Origin of the sequence: Thioclava sp. NG1 (genome assembly GCF_003122275.1) — a bacterium.
In the GTDB taxonomy this organism is placed as follows: Bacteria; Pseudomonadota; Alphaproteobacteria; order Rhodobacterales; family Rhodobacteraceae; genus Thioclava; species Thioclava nitratireducens.
On the sequence record NZ_QFBB01000003.1, the window covers coordinates 363,233 to 383,297 of the forward strand.

Consider the following 20,065-nt stretch of genomic DNA (forward strand, 5'->3'; position numbering starts at 1 on the left):
ATCTGGGAATCAAACATAGCGAGAGAAGACATAAGGCGAACGGGCGAAAATTGCAATCGTCAAAGCGGGCGCGCCTCCTTGCGCACCCAATATCTTCGACGGCGACGCGCGGCTTCCCGCCGACGCCGGTCCGGGCGAGAAATCGAAGAGATTTTGGACCTTTGCCAAGGCGCCCGCGTTACTCCCTAGCGAACACAGAGATCTTCAGTCGCTGAAGACCCAGGAGGACCCCCATGACAGCAGCTCCGCTTGGCCCCGGCCAACTCAACGCAATCGACCATGGCGGCTCGGGTCGGCCCGTGGTCCTGATCCACGGCTGGCCGCTCTCGGGCAAGGCGTGGGAACGGCAGGTCCCGGCCCTGCTCGACGCCGGCCACCGCGTCATCACCTATGACCGCCGAGGCTTCGGTCTGGCGGAAAAACCCACCGAGGGCTTCGATTACGACACGCTCGCCGCCGATCTCGATGCCCTCATCACGGCGATGGATCTGCATGACGTGACACTGGTGGGCTTCTCGATGGGCGGCGGCGAAGTCGCGCGCTACATCCGCAATCACGGCGAAGGCAGGCTGCGCGCCGCTGTGTTCGCCTCCGCCGTGACCCCCTATCTGATGCAGAGTGACGACAACCCCGACGGCCCGCTGACCAAGGAGGCCGCCGAGGAGATGGAGCAGGGCCTGCGTGATGGGCGCGAGAGCTTCTTCCCGCAATTCGTAGAGACTTTCTACAGCGCCGGCGGAGAGCTCAAGGCCTCGGACGAGGATTGCGAAAAGGCGGTAACGCTGTGCAACCAGTCCGACCAGAGCGCGGCGCTCGGCTGCATGGAAGCGTTCGGCACGACCGATTTTCGCGCCGACCTGGAGGCCGTGCGGGTGCCGGTTCTGGTGATTCACGGCGACAGCGACGAGATCGTTCCGCTCGAAGGCTCGGCCGCGCGGACCTACAAGGCGATCCCCGACAGCCAGTTCTTCACGATCAAGGGCGCGCCGCATGGCTGCAACGTCACCCATTCGGAAGAGTTCAACATCGCGCTGATGGAGTTCCTGAAGTAACGCCCCCCGGGCTTCGGCCTTCTATCAGTCCGGCCCGCGATCCCTTGCGGGCCGGGTTTCTATTGTCTAAAATGTTCATGTTTTGTTTTCACCACCCCTCTCTGTCGCTGCGACCCGATGACCACGCCCCACCCTTTCCCCCTGCGCGAAGGCCGCACCCATGAGGTCTGCGGCATGGGCACCACAAGCTTCGCCTGCGCGGTCTGCGCCAGCACCACGGGGCCGATCCTCTGGGTGAACGAACGCCATCGCCGCGAAGGGCTCAATCCGCGCGGTCTGGTGAGCTTCTTCGACCCCGGGCGGCTTCTGCTGGCGCGCGGCAAGGACCAGACCGACACGCTCGCGGTGATGGAAGAGGCGCTGCGCGACGGCTCGGTGCCGCTTGTGATCGGGGAATTGCCGCGCGAGATCGGGCTGACGGCGGGGCGGCGGCTGCAACTGGCCGCCAAGGAGGGCCGCGCGACGGGGCTGTGCCTGATCCTGCCCGATGGCGGCTCGAACGCGGCGGAGACGCGCTGGCACGCGATGCCGATTTACGACAAGCTGCTGCGCGAGGGCGTGGACTCGCCGCGTCTGCGCTGGCGGCAGCTGAAGAACAAATCCGGCCCCTGCCGCGCCTGGGAGGTGGAGTGGAACGCGAAGACCCGCACGCCCGAGATCCTGTCGGTCAATGACTGCGCACCGTCGAGCGTACCGGTGTAGCGCTGCGCTTCAGAGGTCGAGCTTGTCCTCGATCGCGCCGATCTGGGCGACCGGATCGACGGGCCATTGGCTGATATTCTGCAAGCCGCGATCTTCCAGCACCTCGCTGCCCGGATGATCTGCCAGCCACGCCTCGATCTGTGCATCGCGGGCGCGCAGGAGTGCGGCGAATTGCGGCCGGTAGAGCGTGACCATCGCGCTCAGCCAAAGGTTCACCGCCCAGTTCGGATGCGCCAGTTCGATCGCGAAATGATCGAGCAGCCGGATCATGTCTTCGGCGCGATAGAGGCATTCGTCCGTCACCCAGCGATTGGTGGTGAAAATGCGGATCGCCCGGCCCTTCGCATCCACGCTGATCGCGCCGATATGGACGAAGCGCGCGGACCTGTCCTCGGGGATTTTCGCACCGGGCAGATCCCACGGCTCCAACTCCGGAATGATCCCTTCGGGGCGCATGAACAGGTGGAAATGCCCGTTCTCTCCCTCGGCCATCTCGCGCGCGTCATGGGCATGGTAGAAATAGTGGCAATGCGTCTCGGTATCGAAGACATCGCCCTGCGGGTAGCGCGACCAGACAAGGAAATCCCCCTGCCCGCGCAGCACTTCCGAGACGACGCTCATTCCCGATTTCGCCAGCACCGTCTCGCATTCGAGCACGGTCTCGGCCGCGTCATGCATCTCTTCCAGTCGGGCACGAGGCAGCCCCTCGATCCCCGGATCGGCGATGCGCAGCGTGGGCGCTGGCGTCGCCGGGTTGGCACTGTCGGGTGACATCTCGGAGGATGTTTCGGGTCGCGTCATCGGTCTCTCCTCATGCGAACGGGGCCAGCCTAGGCGCTGACCCCGTCCTTGTCATCGCGGCATCTGCGCTCAGAGCGGCTCCATGCCGAGCATCTCACGCACAGCCGGTTCACGCGAGGTCTTCAGACCAATCTGGCGGCCTTCCTGCACGGCGATCTCGTTCGGAACGCCTTTCGAGGCACGGTAGAGCGCCCACATCGCGCCCACGCGGTTCGCGCTCTCGCAATGCAGCAGGATCGGGTAGTTCGCCGGGTCTTCGACGATCTTCGCGAATTCGGCGACCTGTTCCTCGCTCGGCGCCTTGGTCGGCACGGAGATCTGGATATAGTTCATCCCGGCCTTCTGCACGAGATCGCCCTCGTTCGGCGCGCCCTCGTCAGGCTTGAGCAGACTCACGACGGTCTTGAAGCCGAGCATCTTAAGCATCGGGATGCCCGTCGGGTCGATGAAGCCACCGGTGCCGACATAGGGCGTCGCGCGCAGGTAGTTGTCGACGATCGGGGGCATCTTGTCGCCATAGGGCGCCTGCGTGGCCTTGACGGTAGTGTCATAGGGCCCGCTGGCCATCGGTGCCGCGTCGTTGCCCGCATCCGCAGCCTTTGCCGCCGAGGGGGCGCAGGGGTTCGCCGCGGCGGGCGCGCAGGGGTTGGCCGCCGCCGGAGCGCAAGGGTTGGCCGGAGCGCAGGGGTTCGCGACCGCCGGCGCACAGGGGTTGGTCGCCTGCGCGCTGGAGGTGGCGGGAACCGCGGCGCTCATCGCGACCGCCGTCACCGGCACCATCGCGGCGCGCAACAGGCTCTTGCGTTTCTTGTGCAGTTTCATGGACTTTGTCCTCCCTAGGCTATCGTCCGTGTTAATACTGGTTACCCACGCGCGTTTGCTGATGTCAGGGCGAACTCGTCGGCCTCGTCATCCGGGGCGCAGACCTCTTCGGCGGTGAACGGACCGCCACGCGACCGCTCGAGGATCGTGCCGAGGCGGAAGCCCACAGCGGCGATGATGATCAGCGCCAGCAGGATCACCCATTCCGGCAGCCCGAAGAGCTGCGGCAGGGTCTGCGCCGTCGGCCCCTGACCTGCGAGGTAGAAATCCTTGATCGGGTCGAACACCCAGGCGAAGACCGAGGTGCCGAGCACCATGCCGATCGCGAAGACCACCGCGTCGATCCGGCCCGAGGCCACACCGACCACGGAGGTGCCCGGGCAATAGCCGCCCACAGCAAATCCCGCGCCGATGAAGACGCCGCCCAGCAGGATCGCCCAGAAGAAGAGCGTCGGGATGAAGACCGCGGCCGGGCCCATCCAGCCCATCGTCCGCAGCACGTAGAGCCCCACGGCGCAGACGATCACCGCGGTGAACATCACCTTGAAGACCGAGAAGTCGCGCAGCGTGAACTGCCCCGTCAGCTTGCGCGGAGAGCCGAAGCCCGCCGCTTCCAGCGCATAGCCGAACAGGATGCCCGACAGGAGGCCCGAGGCTATGCCGCTATCGTAAAGAGGGATGCTCATTGCCAGATCCTCCGCATCATCATGGAGACGGCGAAGCCCGCCGCGAAGAAGCCGATCAGGAAGACGAAGCCCGCCACGGCGAGCGTCGCGCTGCCCGACAGACCCAGACCCGAGGTGCAGCCGCGCGCCAGACGCGCGCCGAAACCCACCAGCGCGCCGCCCAGCAGCGCATAGACGAGGCGATTGCCGGAACTGGTGCGCGGCCCGCGCTCAACCTTGACCGAGATCCGGCCCGCGCCTTTCGCGCCGAGCCACGCCCCGATCAGGACGCCCACCACTTCCCAGGTGATCCAGCTCAGAAGCGGGCTGCCTGCCGCCATGAAAGGACCGAAATAGGAATTGCCGGCGGTCGCCTGCGGGGCGATCCAGTCATTGGCCTGCGCCGCGAAGCGGGTCACGAAGCCGGATGCGCCGAGCCCGTGCCCGGTCACGATGAAGGTCAACAGCAACGCGAGGCCGAGCGCAGTGCCGGCGGCGAGCGGTGACCAGAATGGTTTTGGAGCGTCTCTCATGAAAACCTCCGATCCTCCCATAATCATATTCAAAGATGATGATACAACACACCCGAACCGTTTCAACATTTTTAACCGCTGCAATGCGGCAAATGACATATTGTCGGAAGGCACCCTACCCGCCCGCCAGAGAAAACCACCGAAAGCCAAAGCCTTGCCCCAATCCCCCGCCTCCTTCACCGCGACGATTGATCGCGACGGTCGCTGCGAATTGGCGCGGTCGGGGGGGCGGCTTTTTCCCTATTGGAGCTTTACCAAACCGGTGATTGCGGCTCTGGCGCTGATGCTCGAGGCCGAGGGGTGGCTCGACCTGCGCGCGCCGCTCGACCTGCCGGAGCTGCCCGGTGGCATCACCCTCGCCCGTCTGCTCGACCACAGCGCGGGCCTGCCCGATTACGGCACCCTGCCCGACTATCACGCCGATGTCGCCGCCGGACGCGCACCGTGGCCGCGCGATCTGCTGGTGGCACGGGTTTTGGCGCAGCACTCGCGCGACGAGTGGCGCTATTCCAACCTCGGTTACATGCTCGCCCGCGAGGCGATCGAACGGGCAGCGTGCCGGAGCCTCGCGGAGCTGGTACGAGACCGGATCGCTGGACCGTTGGGGCTTGAAAGCGTGCGGCTCGCGGAGGCGCCTGCCGATTTCGCAGAACTTCACTGGCCCGAGGCGCGCGACTACCATCCCGGCTGGGTCTATCACCGCACGCTGATCGGCACGGCGGGCGATGCGGCGCGGCTGTTGCGCGGGCTGAGCGATCTGCTCTCGCAAGACGCATTCGCCCGCATGACCGCCTGTCGCGAGCTGGGCGGCGCGCTGCCGGAGCGACCTTGGACGCGGCATGGCTACGGGCTGGGGCTGATGTGCGGCGACTGGGGCGAGACGCGCGTTTTCGGCCATTCCGGCGCGGGGCCGTTCAGCGCCAACGCCGTCTATCACTGCCCCAAGACAGGCCGCACCGTCGCCGCCTTCACGCATGGCCCCTTCGAGGGGCCGGCGGAGATCGCAGTGGCAAAGCTCGTGGTGGGGCGGTGAGGGCTGCGCCCGACCCTGGGTGGGCGCATGCGCTCCCTAGGTGGATTTCCGTTTATCGCTCCACCTCTCCCTAACTTGCGTTCGCGCGGCTCCGGTGCAGATGCGCCCTCCCGGAGGGAGGGTTGGGCGCAGCCCGGGCTGACCGCCCGGGCGAAGGCACGGTTTCAGACGCGTCCGAAGCCTCCGGCGCATACCTTCGTCGCCAAAAAGAAAGGCGGCAACCTCCGTCGCCGCCTCTCCCAAGATACCGGGAAATCCGATCTCACACGCCGCTGTCGAAGGGCTCGAACGCCTCGGCGCGGGCACGCTTCCAGCGCTTGAGATAGCCGAAGCGGTCGTCATCCTCGCGCAGAAGGAACCCTTCGGGCATGTAGTGATAGATCTCGTCGCCCACTTTGAAATCCCGCTCGCGGTCGCGCACCAGCAGGTGATGCGGCAGGAACTGGCCCGGATGGGTGAGGCCCGCAGCCCCCGTCATTTCGGCCAGCGCCTTCATCGTGTTGCGGTGGAAATTGGCCACGCGGGTCGCCTTGTCCGGCACCACCAGCGCGCGCTGACGGATCGGGTCCTGCGTGGTGACGCCGGTCGGGCAGCGGTTGGTGTGGCACGACTGCGCCTGAATGCAGCCGATCGAGAACATGAAACCGCGCGCCGAATTCGCCCAATCCGCGCCGATCGCGAGAACCTTGGCGATGTGGAACGCGGTGACGACCTTGCCCGAGGCCCCGATCTTCACCTGATCGCGCAGCCCCGCACCGCGCAACGTGTTGTGCACGAAGCTGAGCCCTTCCACGAGCGGGAAGCCCATGTGGTTCGCGAATTCCAAAGGCGCGGCACCGGTGCCGCCTTCCTTGCCGTCGACGACGATGAAATCGGGCGTGATACCGGTCTCGAGCATCGCCTTGACGATGCACATGAACTCGCGGCGATGCCCGACGCAGAGCTTGAAACCCACTGGCTTGCCGCCCGACAGTTCGCGCAGTTCGCCAATGAATTCCATCATCTCGATCGGCGTCGAGAAGGCCGAATGCGAGGCGGGCGAGATGCAGTCGCGATCCATCGGGATGTCGCGCGCCTCGGCAATCTCGGGGGTGATCTTTGCGGCCGGGAGCATGCCGCCGTGGCCCGGCTTCGCACCCTGGCTCAGCTTCAGCTCGATCATCTTGACCTGCGGGTCCTGCGCGCGCTTGGCGAATTTCTCGGGGTTGAAGCTGCCATCGTGATTGCGGCAGCCGAAATAGCCCGAGCCCACCTCGAAGATCAGATCGCCGCCCTCGCGGTGATAGCGCGAGATACCGCCCTCACCGGTGTCATGCGCGAAGCCGCCCATCTTCGCGCCTCTGTTGAGCGCCATGATCGCGTTCGCCGAGAGCGCTCCGAAGGACATCGCCGAAATATTGTAGATCGACGCCTTGTAGGGCTGTTTGCAGGTCTCGCCGCCGATCTCGACGCGGAAATCGCTATCCTCGATGTGGCGCGGCTTCACCGAATGGGTGATCCACTGATAGCCAGATTCCGACACACGCATCCGCGTGCCGAAGGGCTTGGCGTCCTCGATATCCTTGGCCCGCTGGTAGACGATCGTGCGGGTGGCACGCGAGAACGGCACCTCCTCGTCGTCGCCTTCGATCAGGTATTGCCGGATCTCGGGGCGGATCTCCTCGAAGAAGAAGCGCAGATGGCCGAGGATCGGATAGTTCCGGGTGATGGCGTGGCGGCCCTGGATCAGGTCGTAGATGCCGACCAGCGTCAGGAAACCGAAAAGGATCGCGGCGACCAGGAACCAATCTGTCAGGATCAAGCCGGAAAGCGCGAAGAGCGTCAGCAGGGCTGACAGGACGAGCGGAGAAAACCGTATGAAACGCGTGAACATGCCCCCTCCCGCGGGGTTTTTTGTCTTGTGTTCGCTTTGCCCGCCCACTCTAGCGTGCGCGGGTTCTATGTCGAAGAACAATTACGCCCGCAACCCCGGATCGGACCAGATAGCCGCCTCGAGCGCATCGAGCCCGTCGGTCAGCGCGGCGGGGCCCGGCTGCAGAATGAGGGTCGATTTGACTTCGTGCAGCCGGTTTCGCGCAACAGCCGGAACGTCCTGCCAGCCTGGCCTTGCGGAAACTTTCTCGGGGCGGAATTTCTTGCCGCACCAGGAGCCCACGATGACCTCGGGCGCGGCTGCGATCACTTGTTCGGGAGCGACGATGCGATCCTTGGCTTTGCCCTCTTTCGCCAGCTCGGCGAAGACATCGCGCCCACCCGCGATCTCGATCAGCTCCGACACCCAGCCGACGGCAGAGATCAGCGGCTCGTTCCATTCCTCGAACCAGACGCGCGGACGGCTCGGGCGCGGCTTCGCGGCGACCTCCGCCAGACGCGTCTCGTAGCCCGCGGCCAACAGTTCCGCCCGCTCGGTGCAGCCCACCAGCGCGCCCACCGTGCAGATCATGTCGAGGATCCCCGCGACCGAGCGCTGGTTGAACGCGTGCACGGCCACGCCCTCGCGCACCAGCCCCGCGACGATGTCGGCCTGAAGGTCGGAGAACGTCAGGACGAGATCCGGCTCCAGCGCAAGGATCTTCGGTAGATCGGCGGAGATGAAGGCGGAGACGCGCGGCTTTTCCTGCCGTACCCGTTTGGGCCGAACCGCGTAGCCCGAGACGCCGACGATGCGCGCGTCCTCGCCCAGAAGGTAGAGCGTCTCGACCGTTTCCTCGGTCAGGCAGACGATGCGTTCAGGAGGAAATGCCATCAGATCCCCAATGTGGAAAGTGGTTGGAAAACAGCGCCTTCCGACGTGATTTTAAAGTGCGCGCGGATGTGGAAGACCTGCGCCAGAAGCGTCTCGGTCAGGACCTCGCCGGGCGGTCCATCCGCCACAAGCCGCCCGCGATCCATCACCCAAAGCCGGGTGCAATGGCGCGCGGCCAACCCCAGATCATGCAGTGAGGTGACGACCGCGCCGCCCGCCTGCGCGTGGGCGGTGAATACCTGCATCGTCGCGATCTGCGCCGCCGGATCGAGCCCGGCAATGGGCTCGTCTGCGAGGATCAGCGGGCTTTCCTGCGCGAGCGCCCGGGCGATCAGCACCCGCGCCTGCTCGCCGCCCGAGAGCTGCGTGGCGGCGCGGTCTCGGTAAGTGTCGAGCCCCATCCGGCGCAGCGCTTCTTCCACCGCCGCCGCCCCGCGCGTCGCCTGATCGCGGCCATGCGGCAACCGCCCCAGCGCGACCAGATCGGCGACCGACAGCCCCCAGGCGATTTCGCGCGCCTGCGGCAGCCACGCCGCCGCCCGCGCCCGCGCCATCGGATCGAGCGCCGACAGCGAGCTGTCCCCGCGATGCGACAAGAGCCCCATCGCACCGCGCAGCAGCGAGGTCTTCCCCGCGCCGTTGGGCCCGATCAGCCCGATCAGCTCGCCCGGCGTGACCTGCGCCGAGACGTGATCGACGACCGGGCATTCGCCCCGCAGAACGGTCAGGTTTTCCAGCTCCAGCATCAGCCCTCGTGCCCCATCTTGCGGATCATCGACAGGAAGAACGGCGCGCCGACCAGCGCGGTCAGCACCCCCAGTTTCAGGTCGCGTTCGGGCGCGATCACCCGCGTCGCGATATCGGCCAGCGTCAGCATCGCCGCCCCGCCAAGCGCCGAAGCCGGAAGCAGCCGTGAGGGCCGCGCGCCCACGGATTTGCGCAGCAGATGCGGCACGACGAGGCCGACGAAGCCGATCGCACCCGCGACCGCCGTGGCCGCACCGACCATGAGCGCGGTCCCGAAGACGACCTGAAGCCTCAGTTTTTTCAAAGAGATACCAAGCGAAGCTGCAGCATCCTCCCCAAGGCTCAGCGCATCCAGCCCGGCCCCTGCGCGTAGCAGGATCAAAGCGCCCACGATCAGGAACGGCAGTGCCAGGGCAACATGGGTCATCGACCGATCGGCAAGCGAGCCCATCATCCAGAACACGATCTCGGCCGCGGCATAGGGCGACGGAGCGAGGTTCAGCACCAGCGCGGTCGCCGCCGCCGCCAGCGCGGAGACGGCGATGCCTGCAAGGATCAGAACCAGCGCCCGGCCCTCGCGCCCGGCAAGGATCAAGATCAGCGCGACGGCCACGCCCGCGCCCGCCAGCGCGGCGAGCGGCAGGGCCAGGGCGAAGAGCGCGTAGAGCCCGGTCTGGATCGCGATGACCGCGCCAAGCGCCGCCCCTGCAGAGGTGCCGATCAGCCCAGGCTCGGCAAGCGGGTTGCGCAGGAAGCCCTGCATCGCGGCGCCAGACAGCCCCAGCGCGGCGCCAACGCCGATACCGAGGATCGCGCGCGGCAGGCGCAATTCGCGCATCACCAAGCCCGCCGCGCCATCGCCGGAAATGAGCGCGGATATCCCGTCGAGCGGCGAAATCCCCGACGGTCCGATCAGCAGCGACGCTGCGAAAAGCACCGCGCAGAAGGCTGAGAGGAGAATGAGGATCGCGCGATAACTCATTGCGTTAACTTCTCTTTCTCGAACTTGCGCCCAAGCGTCGCCAGTTGCCCTACCGCATTCAGCATCGCCGGTGCGCCGCAGGTCCAGCTCGCATCGCGCAGGCCCCGCACGACCGGAAGATCGCGCAGCACCGGGTGCGCCAGCACCTCCTGCGCGCGGCTCGTGCCGGTGCCGCCTTGCGAGCCCCCCACGACCACCAGATCGGGGCGATCCATCACCAGATCTTCCAGCGGCAACCGTCCGCCCCAGTCGAGCCCCGGCCCGCTGACGACGTTCTGAAACCCTGCCATTTCAAGGATTTGCCCTTCAAGGGTCCGCGGCCCGTAGCCATAGCCCGAGGGCCCGATGATCGCAGCTTTCAGCCCCGGCGCGGGTGTCTGGATCGCCGCCAGCCGCGCATCGAAATCCGCGAGCATCTTCGCCGCGCGACCGGGATGGCCAAGAAGCTTGCCCATCGTCTCGATCCGGCCGCGGATCTCGGGCAGCGAGGTGCCCGGCGGCAGTTGCTCGACCCGGATCCCGAGCGTGCGCAACATGCGGATCGTGTCGGGGTTCGACCACGTATCGGCCAGCACGAGATCGGGATGGAGAATCGAGATTTCCTCGGCGCGACCGTAGTTTACGGGAAGGTCTTCAGCCTGTTTCCAGTGCACCGACATCGACGGGTCGGTCGCGAAATGGCTGACCGAGACGATCTGCGACGGATCGGCCAGCGCCAGCGCCAGCTGATCGGTGCAGAGGTTCATGGAGACGACCCGCCGCGGCACATCTCCCGCAGGCTCTTCCGCCCATGCGGAGGAGGTCGCCGCCAAGGCGGCGAAAAGGGCGGCGCAAACCGCCCATTTCAGATCAGAACCGCGCACGCAGCCCCACATAGGCGGCGCGACCCGAGGTGCCGTAGCCCGGCCAGAGCTGGTAATCGGTGTCGGTCAGGTTCTCGATGCGCAGATAGGCCTCCTTCTCGTTGCCCAGATCGTAGGTCATCTGCGCGTTCAGCAGGCCGTAATCGGGCTGGCTCTGACGATCGGTGACCACACGCATATCGGCGGCGAGCGTGATCTTGTCGGTCACCTGCGCGTCGATGCCCGCGGTCAACGTATGACGCCCGAAGGCCGAGTTCCACGTCGATCCCGACGACAGCCCGTCGGGGTTCTTCCAGTCGAGATAGGTGTAGCCGAGGCTGTAGTTGATCTTGCTGGTGATCGGCCCTTTCAGCCCCAGCTCCAGCCCCTGCCGCTTCGCGGTGCCCGAGGTCTGGTAGTAGGTGCCGTCGTAGTCGATCAGGTCGTCCACCTCGATATGGAACAGCGTCGCGGTCAGCTTATGCGCACCGAAGTCACGCTCGACGCCGAGATCGTAGCTCAGCGATTTCTCGGGCTTGAGGTCGGGATTGCCCACGTAGCCGTCATAGAGTTCATAACCCGACGGCGCGCGGAAGCCATTGCCGATCGACGCCCGGTAGAGCGTCGCGGCGTCGGCCTGCCACGTCACGCCCAGACGACCCGTGGTGTTGCCGCCGAAATCCGAGTGATCGTCGTGGCGCGCGGAGGCGGTCACGTTCACCCCGTCCATCGGCGAGAAAGCATATTCACCGAAGATACCCGTATCCGCCGTCAGGACGTGGCCCGAGACATAGGTGCCTGTATAGGTTTCCAGCGTGCGATCCGCCCCGAAGGTCAGCCGCCCCGGCCCGAGATCGGTCGAGGCTTTCCAGTCGAGTTTGCGGCGCTTGCCCTCGTAGCCATAGTCATAGACCGGATACCAGCGCGAGGTCGTGTAATAGGTCAGACCGAGCTCGTGATCGAGCGGGCCGGTCGCGAATTTCGCGAAGAGACGTCCGCCCCGCTCCTTGTGGATCGTGTATTCCCCGTCGTCGGAGGGCGGCGAGGTGAAGGCATTGTCGAACTCGCCCCGATCGTTCTGCGCGAACCCGTTGAAGCCGATCAGCAGATTGTCGGAGATGCGCTTCTGCGCGCGCAGGCTGACACGGTCGGCGCGGTAGCCGTCCTTCTCGGTATTGCCGTTCTTCTTGTCGGCGGCCGAGAAGCCTGCAGTGTAAATTTTCGACAGCTGAATCGCGAGCTCGTCATCGCCCTTCTTCCAGCCGAAATTATAGGCCGCATTCGCGGTGTGGTAGGAGCCGAGCTCGAGCTTGACGCTTTGGCTCACGCCATCCTCGGTCGGGCGCGGCGTGTCGAGGTTGATCACACCGGCGACCGCCTGCCCGCCATAGACCGCCGATTGCGAGCCGCGCATGATCTCGACCCGGTCGTAGTTGAACGTGTTGAACCGGCCCAGGTCGGGCAGCACCTGCGTCGCCGACGGATCGGAGACGTCGATCCCGTCCACCACGACCTTCACGTAGTTCTGCGACACGCCGCGAATGGTGAAGCCGGTCTGCGCGCCCATCGGCCCGCGCGACAGGATGCCGACGCCCGGCGACTGCGCGATCAGGTTGGCGAGACGGGTCTGGCCCGAACGCTCCAGCTCCTTGCGCGACAGCACGGTGACCGCCTGCGCGGTCTTGTCCGACGATTGCGGCTCGAGCGCGCCGTGATAGATCACGATCTCATCGAGTTGGTAAGGTTGCGCATCTTGCGCGAGCGCGGGGCCTGCCAGCGCTGTGGTGAGCATCAGGCCCACGGTCAAACGGGTGCGGATCATATCCAATTCCCTCGTGCCGCGACTCTGCGGTCGCGTGAACTTCGCATTGCAAGTCTTTGGAAATTTGGAATTTCCGCCGACGGTGAAAAATGTCACCACTGACGGAAGACCGCCTCCGCTGCGCGCCCCGCACAGGCAGAAAGGATGAGCGCCTCGGCAGGTCTCCTGGCTCGCGGGTCCTGGTTCCGGCTGGCCTTCCCGGGTCTCCCCAGTGGCTCAGTCAGCCGTCACTCGCCGCTCACAGTTGCGGGGGCAGCCCCGGAATGAATGCACGCATCGCACCGGGTTCCCTTTTCATCCGCTTTCGCGGAACCGAAGTGCCCCTGCTGTGCCGCGCGCGCCGCACTGAGTCAAGAATATTTCAGCTTTCCACGGCGCGCCGGCAGCGTCGGTTGAACCGGATCGAGGATAGCAGCGCGAGACCGATCAGCCCGGCCCCGATCAGGCCGGTGATCACCTCGGGCACTTCCACCAGCGTCTGCGCGAACATGACGACGGAGAGGATCAGGATCGACCAGAAGGCGCCGTTCTCGAGATAGCGGAATTCGCTGAGCGTGTTGCGCTCCACCAGCATCAGGGTCATCGAGCGCACGTACATCGCGCCGATCCCCAGACCGATCGCGATCAGAAACAGGTTCTGGGTCAGCGCGAAGGCCCCGATCACCCCGTCGAAACTGAAGGACGCATCGAGCACTTCGAGATAGAGAAACGCGCCGAGGCCCGCCTTGGCCGTCTCGGCGGCGATATTCGTCCGGTCGAGCACGTGGCTGAGCACCTCGACGCCGAGAAAGGTCGCAAGACCGCAGATGGAGGCGAAGAGGAACTCGTCCTCGCGCCCCTCCGGCAGAATCCAGGTGAAAAGCAGAACGACGACCAGCACGAAGCCGATCTCCAGGCCCCGGATCGACGCGAGCGCGCGCAACCGGCGCTCCAGCGCGCGGATCCAGTCGACCTCCTTGCCCTCGTCGATGAAATAGGTGAGCGCTACCATCATCAGGAAGGCGCCACCGAAGCCCGCGATCGACAGATGCGCGTCCTCGATGATCTCGGCATATTCGGCCGGGTGTTTCGCAGCCAGAAGAACCGCATCCCACGGTCCGATCCCGGCGGCGATCACGACGATCAGAAGCGGGAAGAGGATACGCATCCCGAACACCGCGATCAGGATACCCCATGTCAGGAAACGACGCTGCCATTTCGGCGTCATCTGGTGCAGCTTGTTGGCGTTGACGATGGCGTTGTCGAAGCTCAGCGAGATTTCCAGCACGGCCAGCACGGCAGTGATCATCAGGAAAGAGACCGCGCCGCCAAGCCCGCCGGTCTGAGCGAACCCCAGCGCGAAGGACCCGACCAGCCCTGCCACCGTGACGGCGATGGCCCAGGAAAAATAACGATACATGATGGTCATGCTGGCTCCGGCTGCATGAGGCCTCACTTAGGCTTCGCCCCCCGTCTTCGCAAGGGAGCGCACTGTCAGAGTTGGTCTGTGTGACCCTACGGCGTGGGGCGGGTCGGCGGGAAAACGCGGCGCAAGATACCCTGCGCACGGCGGGTCGCGCCCGCTAGAGCCCGACCTCGTCGAGCCAGCCCTTGATCCGCGCCTCGTTCACCCCGAGATCGGATTTCCCGTAGACGAGGTGCCCGCGGATCTGCAGCGTATCGCCTTCGATCCAGAGCGTGGTGACATCGGGAAAGCCCCAGACGGCCGAGCGCGTCACATAGGCCGCGTAGCCCTCGTCGGCGCTGCCCGCGACGCGCTTGGTGCGCGCGGTGCCCCGGATGATCTTGTCGAGCGCGGCCATCTGCGCCGGCGGATCGGAGACGTCGCGCACGGCCTGAAACCCGCCTGTCTCCGGGTGGTCACCGGGCGCTTTCGCCAGCCCGTCGACATCGAAGCGCGCCGGATCAATCGGGGCGAGGCGCACCCACCCGTCGGCCGCCACCACGACGGCGAGCCCGAGCGCGAGGATCGTCACGGCCCGTTTCATGCCCCCCTCTCCCGCATCGCCCAGCCCGCAAGGGCGATCAGCTCGGTCGCGACATGAGCCCCGGCGATCGCCGTCACCCCGGTCGGATCGTAGGGCGGAGAGACCTCGACCACGTCGCCGCCGATCAGGTTGATGCCCTTCAGCCCGCGCAACAGCTCTGCCGCCTGCCAGCTCGCCAGGCCGCCCCAGACAGGCGTACCGGTGCCGGGCGCGAAGGCCGGGTCCAGACCGTCGATGTCGAAGGTGAGGTAGCAGGGTCTATCACCCACCACCGCGCGGATGCGTTCGAGCGTGGGACCGATCCCTTCGCGATGCACGCTCGGCGCATCCACGATGTTCACGCCCAGCGTATCGGGATTGTCGGTGCGGATGCCGACCGAGACCACATTCTCCGCCCGCAAGACGCCCGACTTGATCGCCTTGTAGAGGAAAGTGCCGTGGTCGATCCGGTCCATGTCGTCATCGGCCCATGTGTCGGAATGGGCGTCGATCTGGATCAGCGCGATCTCGCCATGCGCGGCGACTGCCGCGCGCAGGATCGGAAGCGTGATGAAGTGATCGCCGCCGAGCGTGATCGGCACCACGCCCGCCCCGAAGATCGCGCCGAGATGCGCCTCGATCCGGCCCGGCACCTCGGGCACATTGGCATAGTCGAAGGGCATGTCACCGTAATCGACGATCGCCAGCTCGGAGAGCGGGTCATAGCCCCAGCCATAGGGCGCATCGAAAGCCTGCAGCGTCGAGGCTTCGCGGATCGCGCGCGGCCCAAACCGCGTGCCGGGGCGATTGGTCACCGCCTGATCGAAGGGGATGCCGGTCACGGCGATCTGCGCGCCTGCGAGGTCTTTCGTGTAGCGCCGCCGCAAGAAGCTGGTCGCGCCACCGAAGGTATTCTCGAAGCTCAGACCGCGCGCATCTGCGCGCGTAAAGGCCTGATCCACTTGGGTTTTCGCATCTTCCAGAGCCATGGGCGCCCTCCCTTTCGCCCGCGAAATCTGCGCCAGCCCTCGCGGGAGGTCAAGTTGCCCCGCAAGGCGACGAGGGATGCGTCCGAACCCGCGCACTCCGACAAGGGCCCGCCCGGGACGATCCGGGCCGGGCAGCGCCCGCAACCGCGCGAACCGGGCGCAGAAGACCGAAGCTCTCATTCGCTCACGCCACCGTGTGCCGCGACTTCATCGAATGGACGCGCCCGCCGCGCCGGCCCGGCAGCCCCGCTTCACCCAACCGATATTGGCCCGCGTGACAACGGCGCGGCAAAATCTCGCCTCGGCGCGAAAATTTCCAATGAATGTGACATAGGTCAAACTTGCGAGGCAAACTTATCTATATCACCGCCGCGTGAGCTGGAGGAGTTACGATGCGTTTGACCACTCGAACCAATCTCGCGATGCGTGTGCTGATGTTCTGTGCGGTCAATCCGGACCGCACCGTGCGCAAGCACGAGATCGCGGAAGCCTGCAATGCGTCCGAGAACCATCTGGCGCAGGTGATCAACACCCTTGCGCATGAGGATTTCATCACCACCCTGCGCGGCCGCGCCGGTGGCATGAAACTTGCGCGCCCACCCGAACAGATCGGCGTCGGCAACGTGCTGCGCGCCTTCGAGGCCCGCCTGCCTTTCGCGGAATGTTTCGACACCGAGACCAACACCTGCCCGCTGCGCGACGCCTGCCTGTTCCGCGATGCGCTGAGCGAGGCGCTCGAGGCGTTTTACGGAACGCTCGACCGCAAGACCATCGCCGATCTGGTCGAGAACAACACCGCGCTGGAAGCGATGCTCAGCCTGCCCGGCCTGCAACCCATCCCGATCTGCACGGCGGCGCGAGCTGCGCGATAGCCCTTTGAAACAACGCTCCGCGCAGGCGGCCACGATAGGTCCGAATTCTTGACGCACTCGCGCCAAAATCCGCGCTTTCGTGTCGGCGACGTCACAGTTTCATGACGGTCGCTCACGCCAATGCGACCAAAAATCAGTTTCGCTTGACCGACCCTTTTCTCGGCGAGAGCCTGTGGCTACTTGTCGCAGCAACGGGAAGACCCCGCTAGAACGCGACTCATCACAAGGCTTAGGTCATGCAACAGCAATCGGGCAATCAATCAGGCCAGCAACAGCAAGGCGGCACGAACCGTCCTGGCCAGCAACAAGGCCAAACGGGCAATACGACCCAACAGAACGGCACCGTATTCGACGATTGGGCGTCCATCTGACGCCCTCTCTCGCGCCGCGATGATAGCGGCCCAGGCAGGCCCCGCAACCGGCATCTTCATCCACCGCCGGTTTTCGCGCCGCCCGCCATTCGATCTCTCCTTCGCGCTGCTCTTGCGTGGCGCGAAGTCCAGCTTCAGACTGCGATGATCCGCCAATCCGTCGCGCTGCCCTTGCCGCGCGGCCCGAAGGACCGTCCGGCACGATGAGCACCTCTATCACCTCCATCAAGGGGATCGGCCCCGCCACCGCCGAAGGTTTCATGCGCGCCGGGATCACCTCGGCGGAAGACCTGCGCGAGATCGGAGCGGACGCCGCCTATGCCGCCTGGATCGAGGCCGGGAACCCCGCCCATTTCATCGGTTATTACGCACTGCACATGGCGCTGCAGGGTCGGCCGTGGAACGACTGCCGCGGCGCCGAGAAGGCCGCATTCCGGAAGAAATTCGACGCGCTCAAGGCGCGGATCGCAGCGGAGGACAGCTCCGCGCCTTCCGCAAAAGAAAAGGGCCGCGCCCGGCTGGACGCGGCCCTCTCGGAAATTGGTCTGATCGCGAAACGCTAGATCAGCCGACGATCTCGAGACCCGAGAAGAAGAACGAGATTTCTTCCGCAGCGGTTTCCGGAGCGTCGGAGCCGTGCACCGAGTTCTCACCCACGGAGAGCGCGTATTCCTTGCGGATGGTGCCCTCGTCGGCTTCCGCCGGGTTGGTCGCGCCCATCACTTCGCGGTTCTTGGCGATCGCGCCTTCCCCTTCGAGGACCTGAACGACGACCGGCTCGGACGCCATGAATTCGCACAGTTCGCCGTAGAAGGGGCGCTCTTTGTGCACTTCATAGAACTTGCCGGCCTGTTCCATGGTCAGCTGGATGCGCTTTTGCGCGACGATGCGCAGACCCGCTTCCTCGAACTTGGCATTGATCTTGCCAGTGAGGTTGCGCTTGGTCGCGTCGGGTTTGATGATGCTCAGCGTGCGTTCGATGGCCATGTGTGACCCTTTCCTTGTGTTCGCGGCCGGAAAGCCGGTCCGAAATATCCCGCGCCTGCTATCATGCAGGGGCTGGCTTGAAAAGCCCTCATGGGCGGGCCCGGGGCGAGTCTAGCGCGGTTTCGTGACCGTTTGGTCAAGGCAGACCGGCGGGCCGCCGGGCGTCACGGGCCGAAGGACGCCTCCGGCGGGGATATTTTTTGCCAAGCCGAAGCGGCGCGGCGCGCAGCAGCGATTGACTGTCGCGCGCCCCTGCGCCAAGTCAGGCCCCATGTTGCGCATCTCCGATATCTCTTTTTCGATCGAAGGCCGTCCGCTCTTTGCGAACGCCTCCGCTACGATCCCCGAAGGCCACAAGGTCGGCCTCGTCGGCCCCAACGGCGCGGGCAAGACCACGCTGTTTAGGCTGATCCGGGGAGAGCTGACGCTGGATGGCGGCGAGATCGCCCTGCCCTCGCGCGCCCGCGTCGGCGGCGTCGCGCAGGAGGTGCCGTCTTCTTCGACCTCGCTGCTCGACACCGTGCTGGCCGCCGATGAGGAACGTGCCAGTCTTCTAGCCGAGGCCGAGACGGCGACCGATCCGCATCGCATCGCCGAAGTGCATGCGCGGCTCGCTGATACCGACGCATGGTCGGGCGAGGCGCGGGCCTCCGCCATCCTGAAGGGGCTCGGCTTCGACATGGAGGCGCAGAAGCGCCCCTGTTCGGATTTCTCGGGCGGCTGGCGGATGCGCGTGGCGCTGGCGGGCGTGCTCTTCGCGCAACCCGATCTGCTGCTTCTGGACGAACCGACGAACTATCTCGATCTCGAAGGCGCGCTCTGGCTGGAAAGCTACCTGATGCGCTACCCGCATACGGTGATCGTGATCTCGCACGACCGCGATCTGCTGAATCGCGCGGTGGGCTCGATCCTGCATCTCGAGGACAAGCAACTGACCCTCTATCAGGGCGGCTACGACACCTTTGCCCGCACCCGCAGGCTGCGCCGCGAGGCGCAGGCCGCGCAGGCCAAGAAGCAGGACGCGCGCCGGGCCCATCTGCAAAGCTTCGTCGATCGGTTCCGCGCGAAGGCCACCAAGGCCAAGCAGGCGCAGGCGCGGGTCAAGATGCTCGAGAAGATGGAGCCGATCACCGCGCCGGAAGAAGCGGCCAAGCAGGTCTTCACATTCCCCGAGCCCGAGCAGCTCTCGCCGCCGATCATCGCGATGGAAAGCGCCGCTGTCGGCTATGGCGGCCCGGCGATCCTGAAGCGTCTCAACCTGCGTATCGATCAGGACGACCGGATCGCGCTTCTGGGTCGAAATGGTGAGGGGAAATCCACGCTTTCCAAGCTCTTGGCGGACAAACTTCAGGTGATGGAGGGCAAGATCACGCGGTCCTCCAAGCTTCGGATCGGCTATTTCGCCCAGCATCAGGTGGATGAGCTTGACCTTAAGGAAACGCCGCTGACCCATCTCAAGCGCGAGCGTCCCGACGAGCATCCCGCCAAGCTGCGCGCGCGGCTCGCTGGCTTCGGCCTCGGCGCGGATCAGGCGGAGACGGCGGTGGGCAAGCTCTCGGGTGGACAGAAGGCGCGGCTGTCGCTCCTGCTGGCGACGCTCGACGCGCCGCATCTCTTGATCCTCGACGAGCCGACCAACCACCTCGACATCGAGAGCCGCGAGGCGCTGGTGACCGCGCTCACCGAATATTCCGGCGCGGTGATCCTCGTCAGCCACGACATGCACCTCTTGGGACTGGTCGCGGACCGGCTCTGGCTGGTGAAAGGCGGCGCGGTCGCGCCCTATCAGGGCGATCTGGAAAGCTACCGCGCCGAGCTGCTGGCGCCGCCGCCCGAAGACAAGCCCGCGAAGCCCGCAGCACCGAAAACGGCCAAGCCCTCCCGCGATGCGATGACGGCAATGAAGCGCGAGGTGCGCGACTGCGAGGCCCGGGTCGAGAAGCTTAGCGGCATGCTGGAGAAGCTCGACGCGAAACTCGCCGATCCCGCGCTTTACGAGCCGGAAAAGGCAAAGGACCTCGCGGTCTGGCAAGCGAAGCACACCGAGGCGACGCAGGCGATGGAGAAGGCCGAAGCACTCTGGATGGCGGCCTTGGAAAAGCTGGAAACCGCTGAGCAAAATTAAGATCGTC

The 20,065-nt window shown here is 65.6% G+C and carries 20 protein-coding genes and 1 riboswitch; of the genes, 6 read left to right on the forward strand and 14 right to left on the reverse strand.

The window, feature by feature from the left end:
- The first annotated feature begins 233 nt into the window (after nt 1–233).
- Entirely contained in the window at nt 234–1,052 is an 819-nt protein-coding gene (locus DEM26_RS07290) for an alpha/beta fold hydrolase (RefSeq protein WP_088718452.1), read from the forward strand.
- A gap of 117 nt (nt 1,053–1,169) precedes the next feature.
- Nucleotides 1,170–1,754 carry an ImuA family protein gene (locus DEM26_RS07295; RefSeq protein WP_075775055.1) on the forward strand — a complete coding sequence of 195 codons (585 nt, stop codon included), beginning with the start codon at nt 1,170–1,172 and terminating at the stop codon, nt 1,752–1,754.
- Nucleotides 1,755–1,763: 9 nt separating this feature from the next.
- Here the strand turns inward: DEM26_RS07295 and DEM26_RS07300 are convergent, their stop codons facing one another.
- From DEM26_RS07300 to DEM26_RS07320, 4 genes are all read right to left on the reverse strand, one after another.
- Nucleotides 1,764–2,555: a DUF6969 family protein gene (locus tag DEM26_RS07300; RefSeq protein ID WP_109172042.1), complete on the reverse strand. Its 792-nt coding sequence runs from the start codon at nt 2,553–2,555 to the stop codon at nt 1,764–1,766.
- A 69-nt stretch (nt 2,556–2,624) separates the two neighbouring features.
- Entirely contained in the window at nt 2,625–3,377 is a 753-nt protein-coding gene (locus tag DEM26_RS20190; RefSeq protein ID WP_146194439.1) for a fused DSP-PTPase phosphatase/NAD kinase-like protein, read from the reverse strand.
- A gap of 41 nt (nt 3,378–3,418) precedes the next feature.
- Nucleotides 3,419–4,063, reverse strand: a complete 645-nt coding sequence (locus DEM26_RS07315; protein ID WP_088718449.1) for a DUF6691 family protein — start codon at nt 4,061–4,063, stop codon at nt 3,419–3,421.
- Nucleotides 4,060–4,575: a YeeE/YedE thiosulfate transporter family protein gene (locus DEM26_RS07320; protein WP_109172043.1), complete on the reverse strand. Its 516-nt coding sequence runs from the start codon at nt 4,573–4,575 to the stop codon at nt 4,060–4,062. Before DEM26_RS07320 ends, DEM26_RS07315 begins: the two co-directional genes overlap by 4 nt.
- Nucleotides 4,576–4,729: 154 nt before the next feature.
- Here DEM26_RS07320 and DEM26_RS07325 point away from each other — a divergent pair, with 154 nt between their 5' ends.
- On the forward strand, nt 4,730–5,608 hold the full coding sequence (locus DEM26_RS07325; RefSeq protein ID WP_233243047.1) for a serine hydrolase domain-containing protein: 879 nt from the start codon (nt 4,730–4,732) through the stop codon (nt 5,606–5,608).
- Between the two features lie 262 nt (nt 5,609–5,870).
- Here the strand turns inward: DEM26_RS07325 and DEM26_RS07330 are convergent, their stop codons facing one another.
- The 9 genes from DEM26_RS07330 to speB form a co-directional block, all read right to left on the reverse strand.
- On the reverse strand, nt 5,871–7,481 hold the full coding sequence (locus DEM26_RS07330) for an FMN-binding glutamate synthase family protein (protein ID WP_088718446.1): 1,611 nt from the start codon (nt 7,479–7,481) through the stop codon (nt 5,871–5,873).
- 81 nt (nt 7,482–7,562) lie between these two features.
- The gene (locus tag DEM26_RS07335) at nt 7,563–8,354 is read right to left on the reverse strand and encodes a cobalamin-binding protein (RefSeq protein ID WP_075775059.1); all 792 of its coding nucleotides are present in this window, start codon (nt 8,352–8,354) and stop codon (nt 7,563–7,565) included.
- Complete coding sequence (locus DEM26_RS07340; RefSeq protein ID WP_109172046.1) at nt 8,354–9,100, reverse strand: ABC transporter ATP-binding protein; 747 nt, start codon at nt 9,098–9,100, stop codon at nt 8,354–8,356. The genes DEM26_RS07335 and DEM26_RS07340 overlap by 1 nt, the downstream gene beginning before the upstream one ends.
- Nucleotides 9,100–10,083: a FecCD family ABC transporter permease gene (locus DEM26_RS07345; RefSeq protein ID WP_088724438.1), complete on the reverse strand. Its 984-nt coding sequence runs from the start codon at nt 10,081–10,083 to the stop codon at nt 9,100–9,102. The genes DEM26_RS07340 and DEM26_RS07345 overlap by 1 nt, the downstream gene beginning before the upstream one ends.
- Nucleotides 10,080–10,946: an ABC transporter substrate-binding protein gene (locus DEM26_RS07350; RefSeq protein ID WP_158275095.1), complete on the reverse strand. Its 867-nt coding sequence runs from the start codon at nt 10,944–10,946 to the stop codon at nt 10,080–10,082. The genes DEM26_RS07345 and DEM26_RS07350 overlap by 4 nt, the downstream gene beginning before the upstream one ends.
- Nucleotides 10,933–12,747 (reverse strand): TonB-dependent receptor plug domain-containing protein, encoded by a 1,815-nt coding sequence (locus DEM26_RS07355; RefSeq protein WP_109172048.1) that lies wholly within the window; start codon nt 12,745–12,747, stop codon nt 10,933–10,935. Before DEM26_RS07355 ends, DEM26_RS07350 begins: the two co-directional genes overlap by 14 nt.
- A gap of 138 nt (nt 12,748–12,885) precedes the next feature.
- A riboswitch (cobalamin riboswitch) is annotated at nt 12,886–13,079 on the reverse strand.
- 29 nt (nt 13,080–13,108) lie between these two features.
- Nucleotides 13,109–14,146, reverse strand: a complete 1,038-nt coding sequence (locus DEM26_RS07360) for a DUF475 domain-containing protein (RefSeq protein WP_369907757.1) — start codon at nt 14,144–14,146, stop codon at nt 13,109–13,111.
- Nucleotides 14,147–14,309: 163 nt separating this feature from the next.
- Nucleotides 14,310–14,735 (reverse strand): DUF1499 domain-containing protein, encoded by a 426-nt coding sequence (locus tag DEM26_RS07365; RefSeq protein ID WP_088718440.1) that lies wholly within the window; start codon nt 14,733–14,735, stop codon nt 14,310–14,312.
- Nucleotides 14,732–15,703 carry an agmatinase gene (speB, locus tag DEM26_RS07370; protein ID WP_109172049.1) on the reverse strand — a complete coding sequence of 324 codons (972 nt, stop codon included), beginning with the start codon at nt 15,701–15,703 and terminating at the stop codon, nt 14,732–14,734. Before speB ends, DEM26_RS07365 begins: the two co-directional genes overlap by 4 nt.
- A gap of 392 nt (nt 15,704–16,095) precedes the next feature.
- Here speB and DEM26_RS07375 point away from each other — a divergent pair, with 392 nt between their 5' ends.
- Complete coding sequence (locus tag DEM26_RS07375) at nt 16,096–16,575, forward strand: RrF2 family transcriptional regulator (RefSeq protein WP_075775067.1); 480 nt, start codon at nt 16,096–16,098, stop codon at nt 16,573–16,575.
- Between the two features lie 574 nt (nt 16,576–17,149).
- A complete protein-coding gene (locus DEM26_RS07380) occupies nt 17,150–17,509 on the forward strand; it encodes a TfoX/Sxy family DNA transformation protein (protein ID WP_109172050.1) in 360 nt (119 codons plus the stop codon).
- Nucleotide 17,510: 1 nt separating this feature from the next.
- Here DEM26_RS07380 and ndk read toward each other — a convergent pair whose 3' ends face one another.
- Nucleotides 17,511–17,933 carry a nucleoside-diphosphate kinase gene (ndk, locus tag DEM26_RS07385; RefSeq protein WP_075775069.1) on the reverse strand — a complete coding sequence of 141 codons (423 nt, stop codon included), beginning with the start codon at nt 17,931–17,933 and terminating at the stop codon, nt 17,511–17,513.
- A 271-nt stretch (nt 17,934–18,204) separates the two neighbouring features.
- Here ndk and DEM26_RS07390 point away from each other — a divergent pair, with 271 nt between their 5' ends.
- Nucleotides 18,205–20,058, forward strand: coding sequence for an ABC-F family ATP-binding cassette domain-containing protein (locus DEM26_RS07390; RefSeq protein ID WP_088719350.1), 1,854 nt, complete (start codon nt 18,205–18,207; stop codon nt 20,056–20,058).
- Nucleotides 20,059–20,065 lie beyond the last annotated feature (7 nt).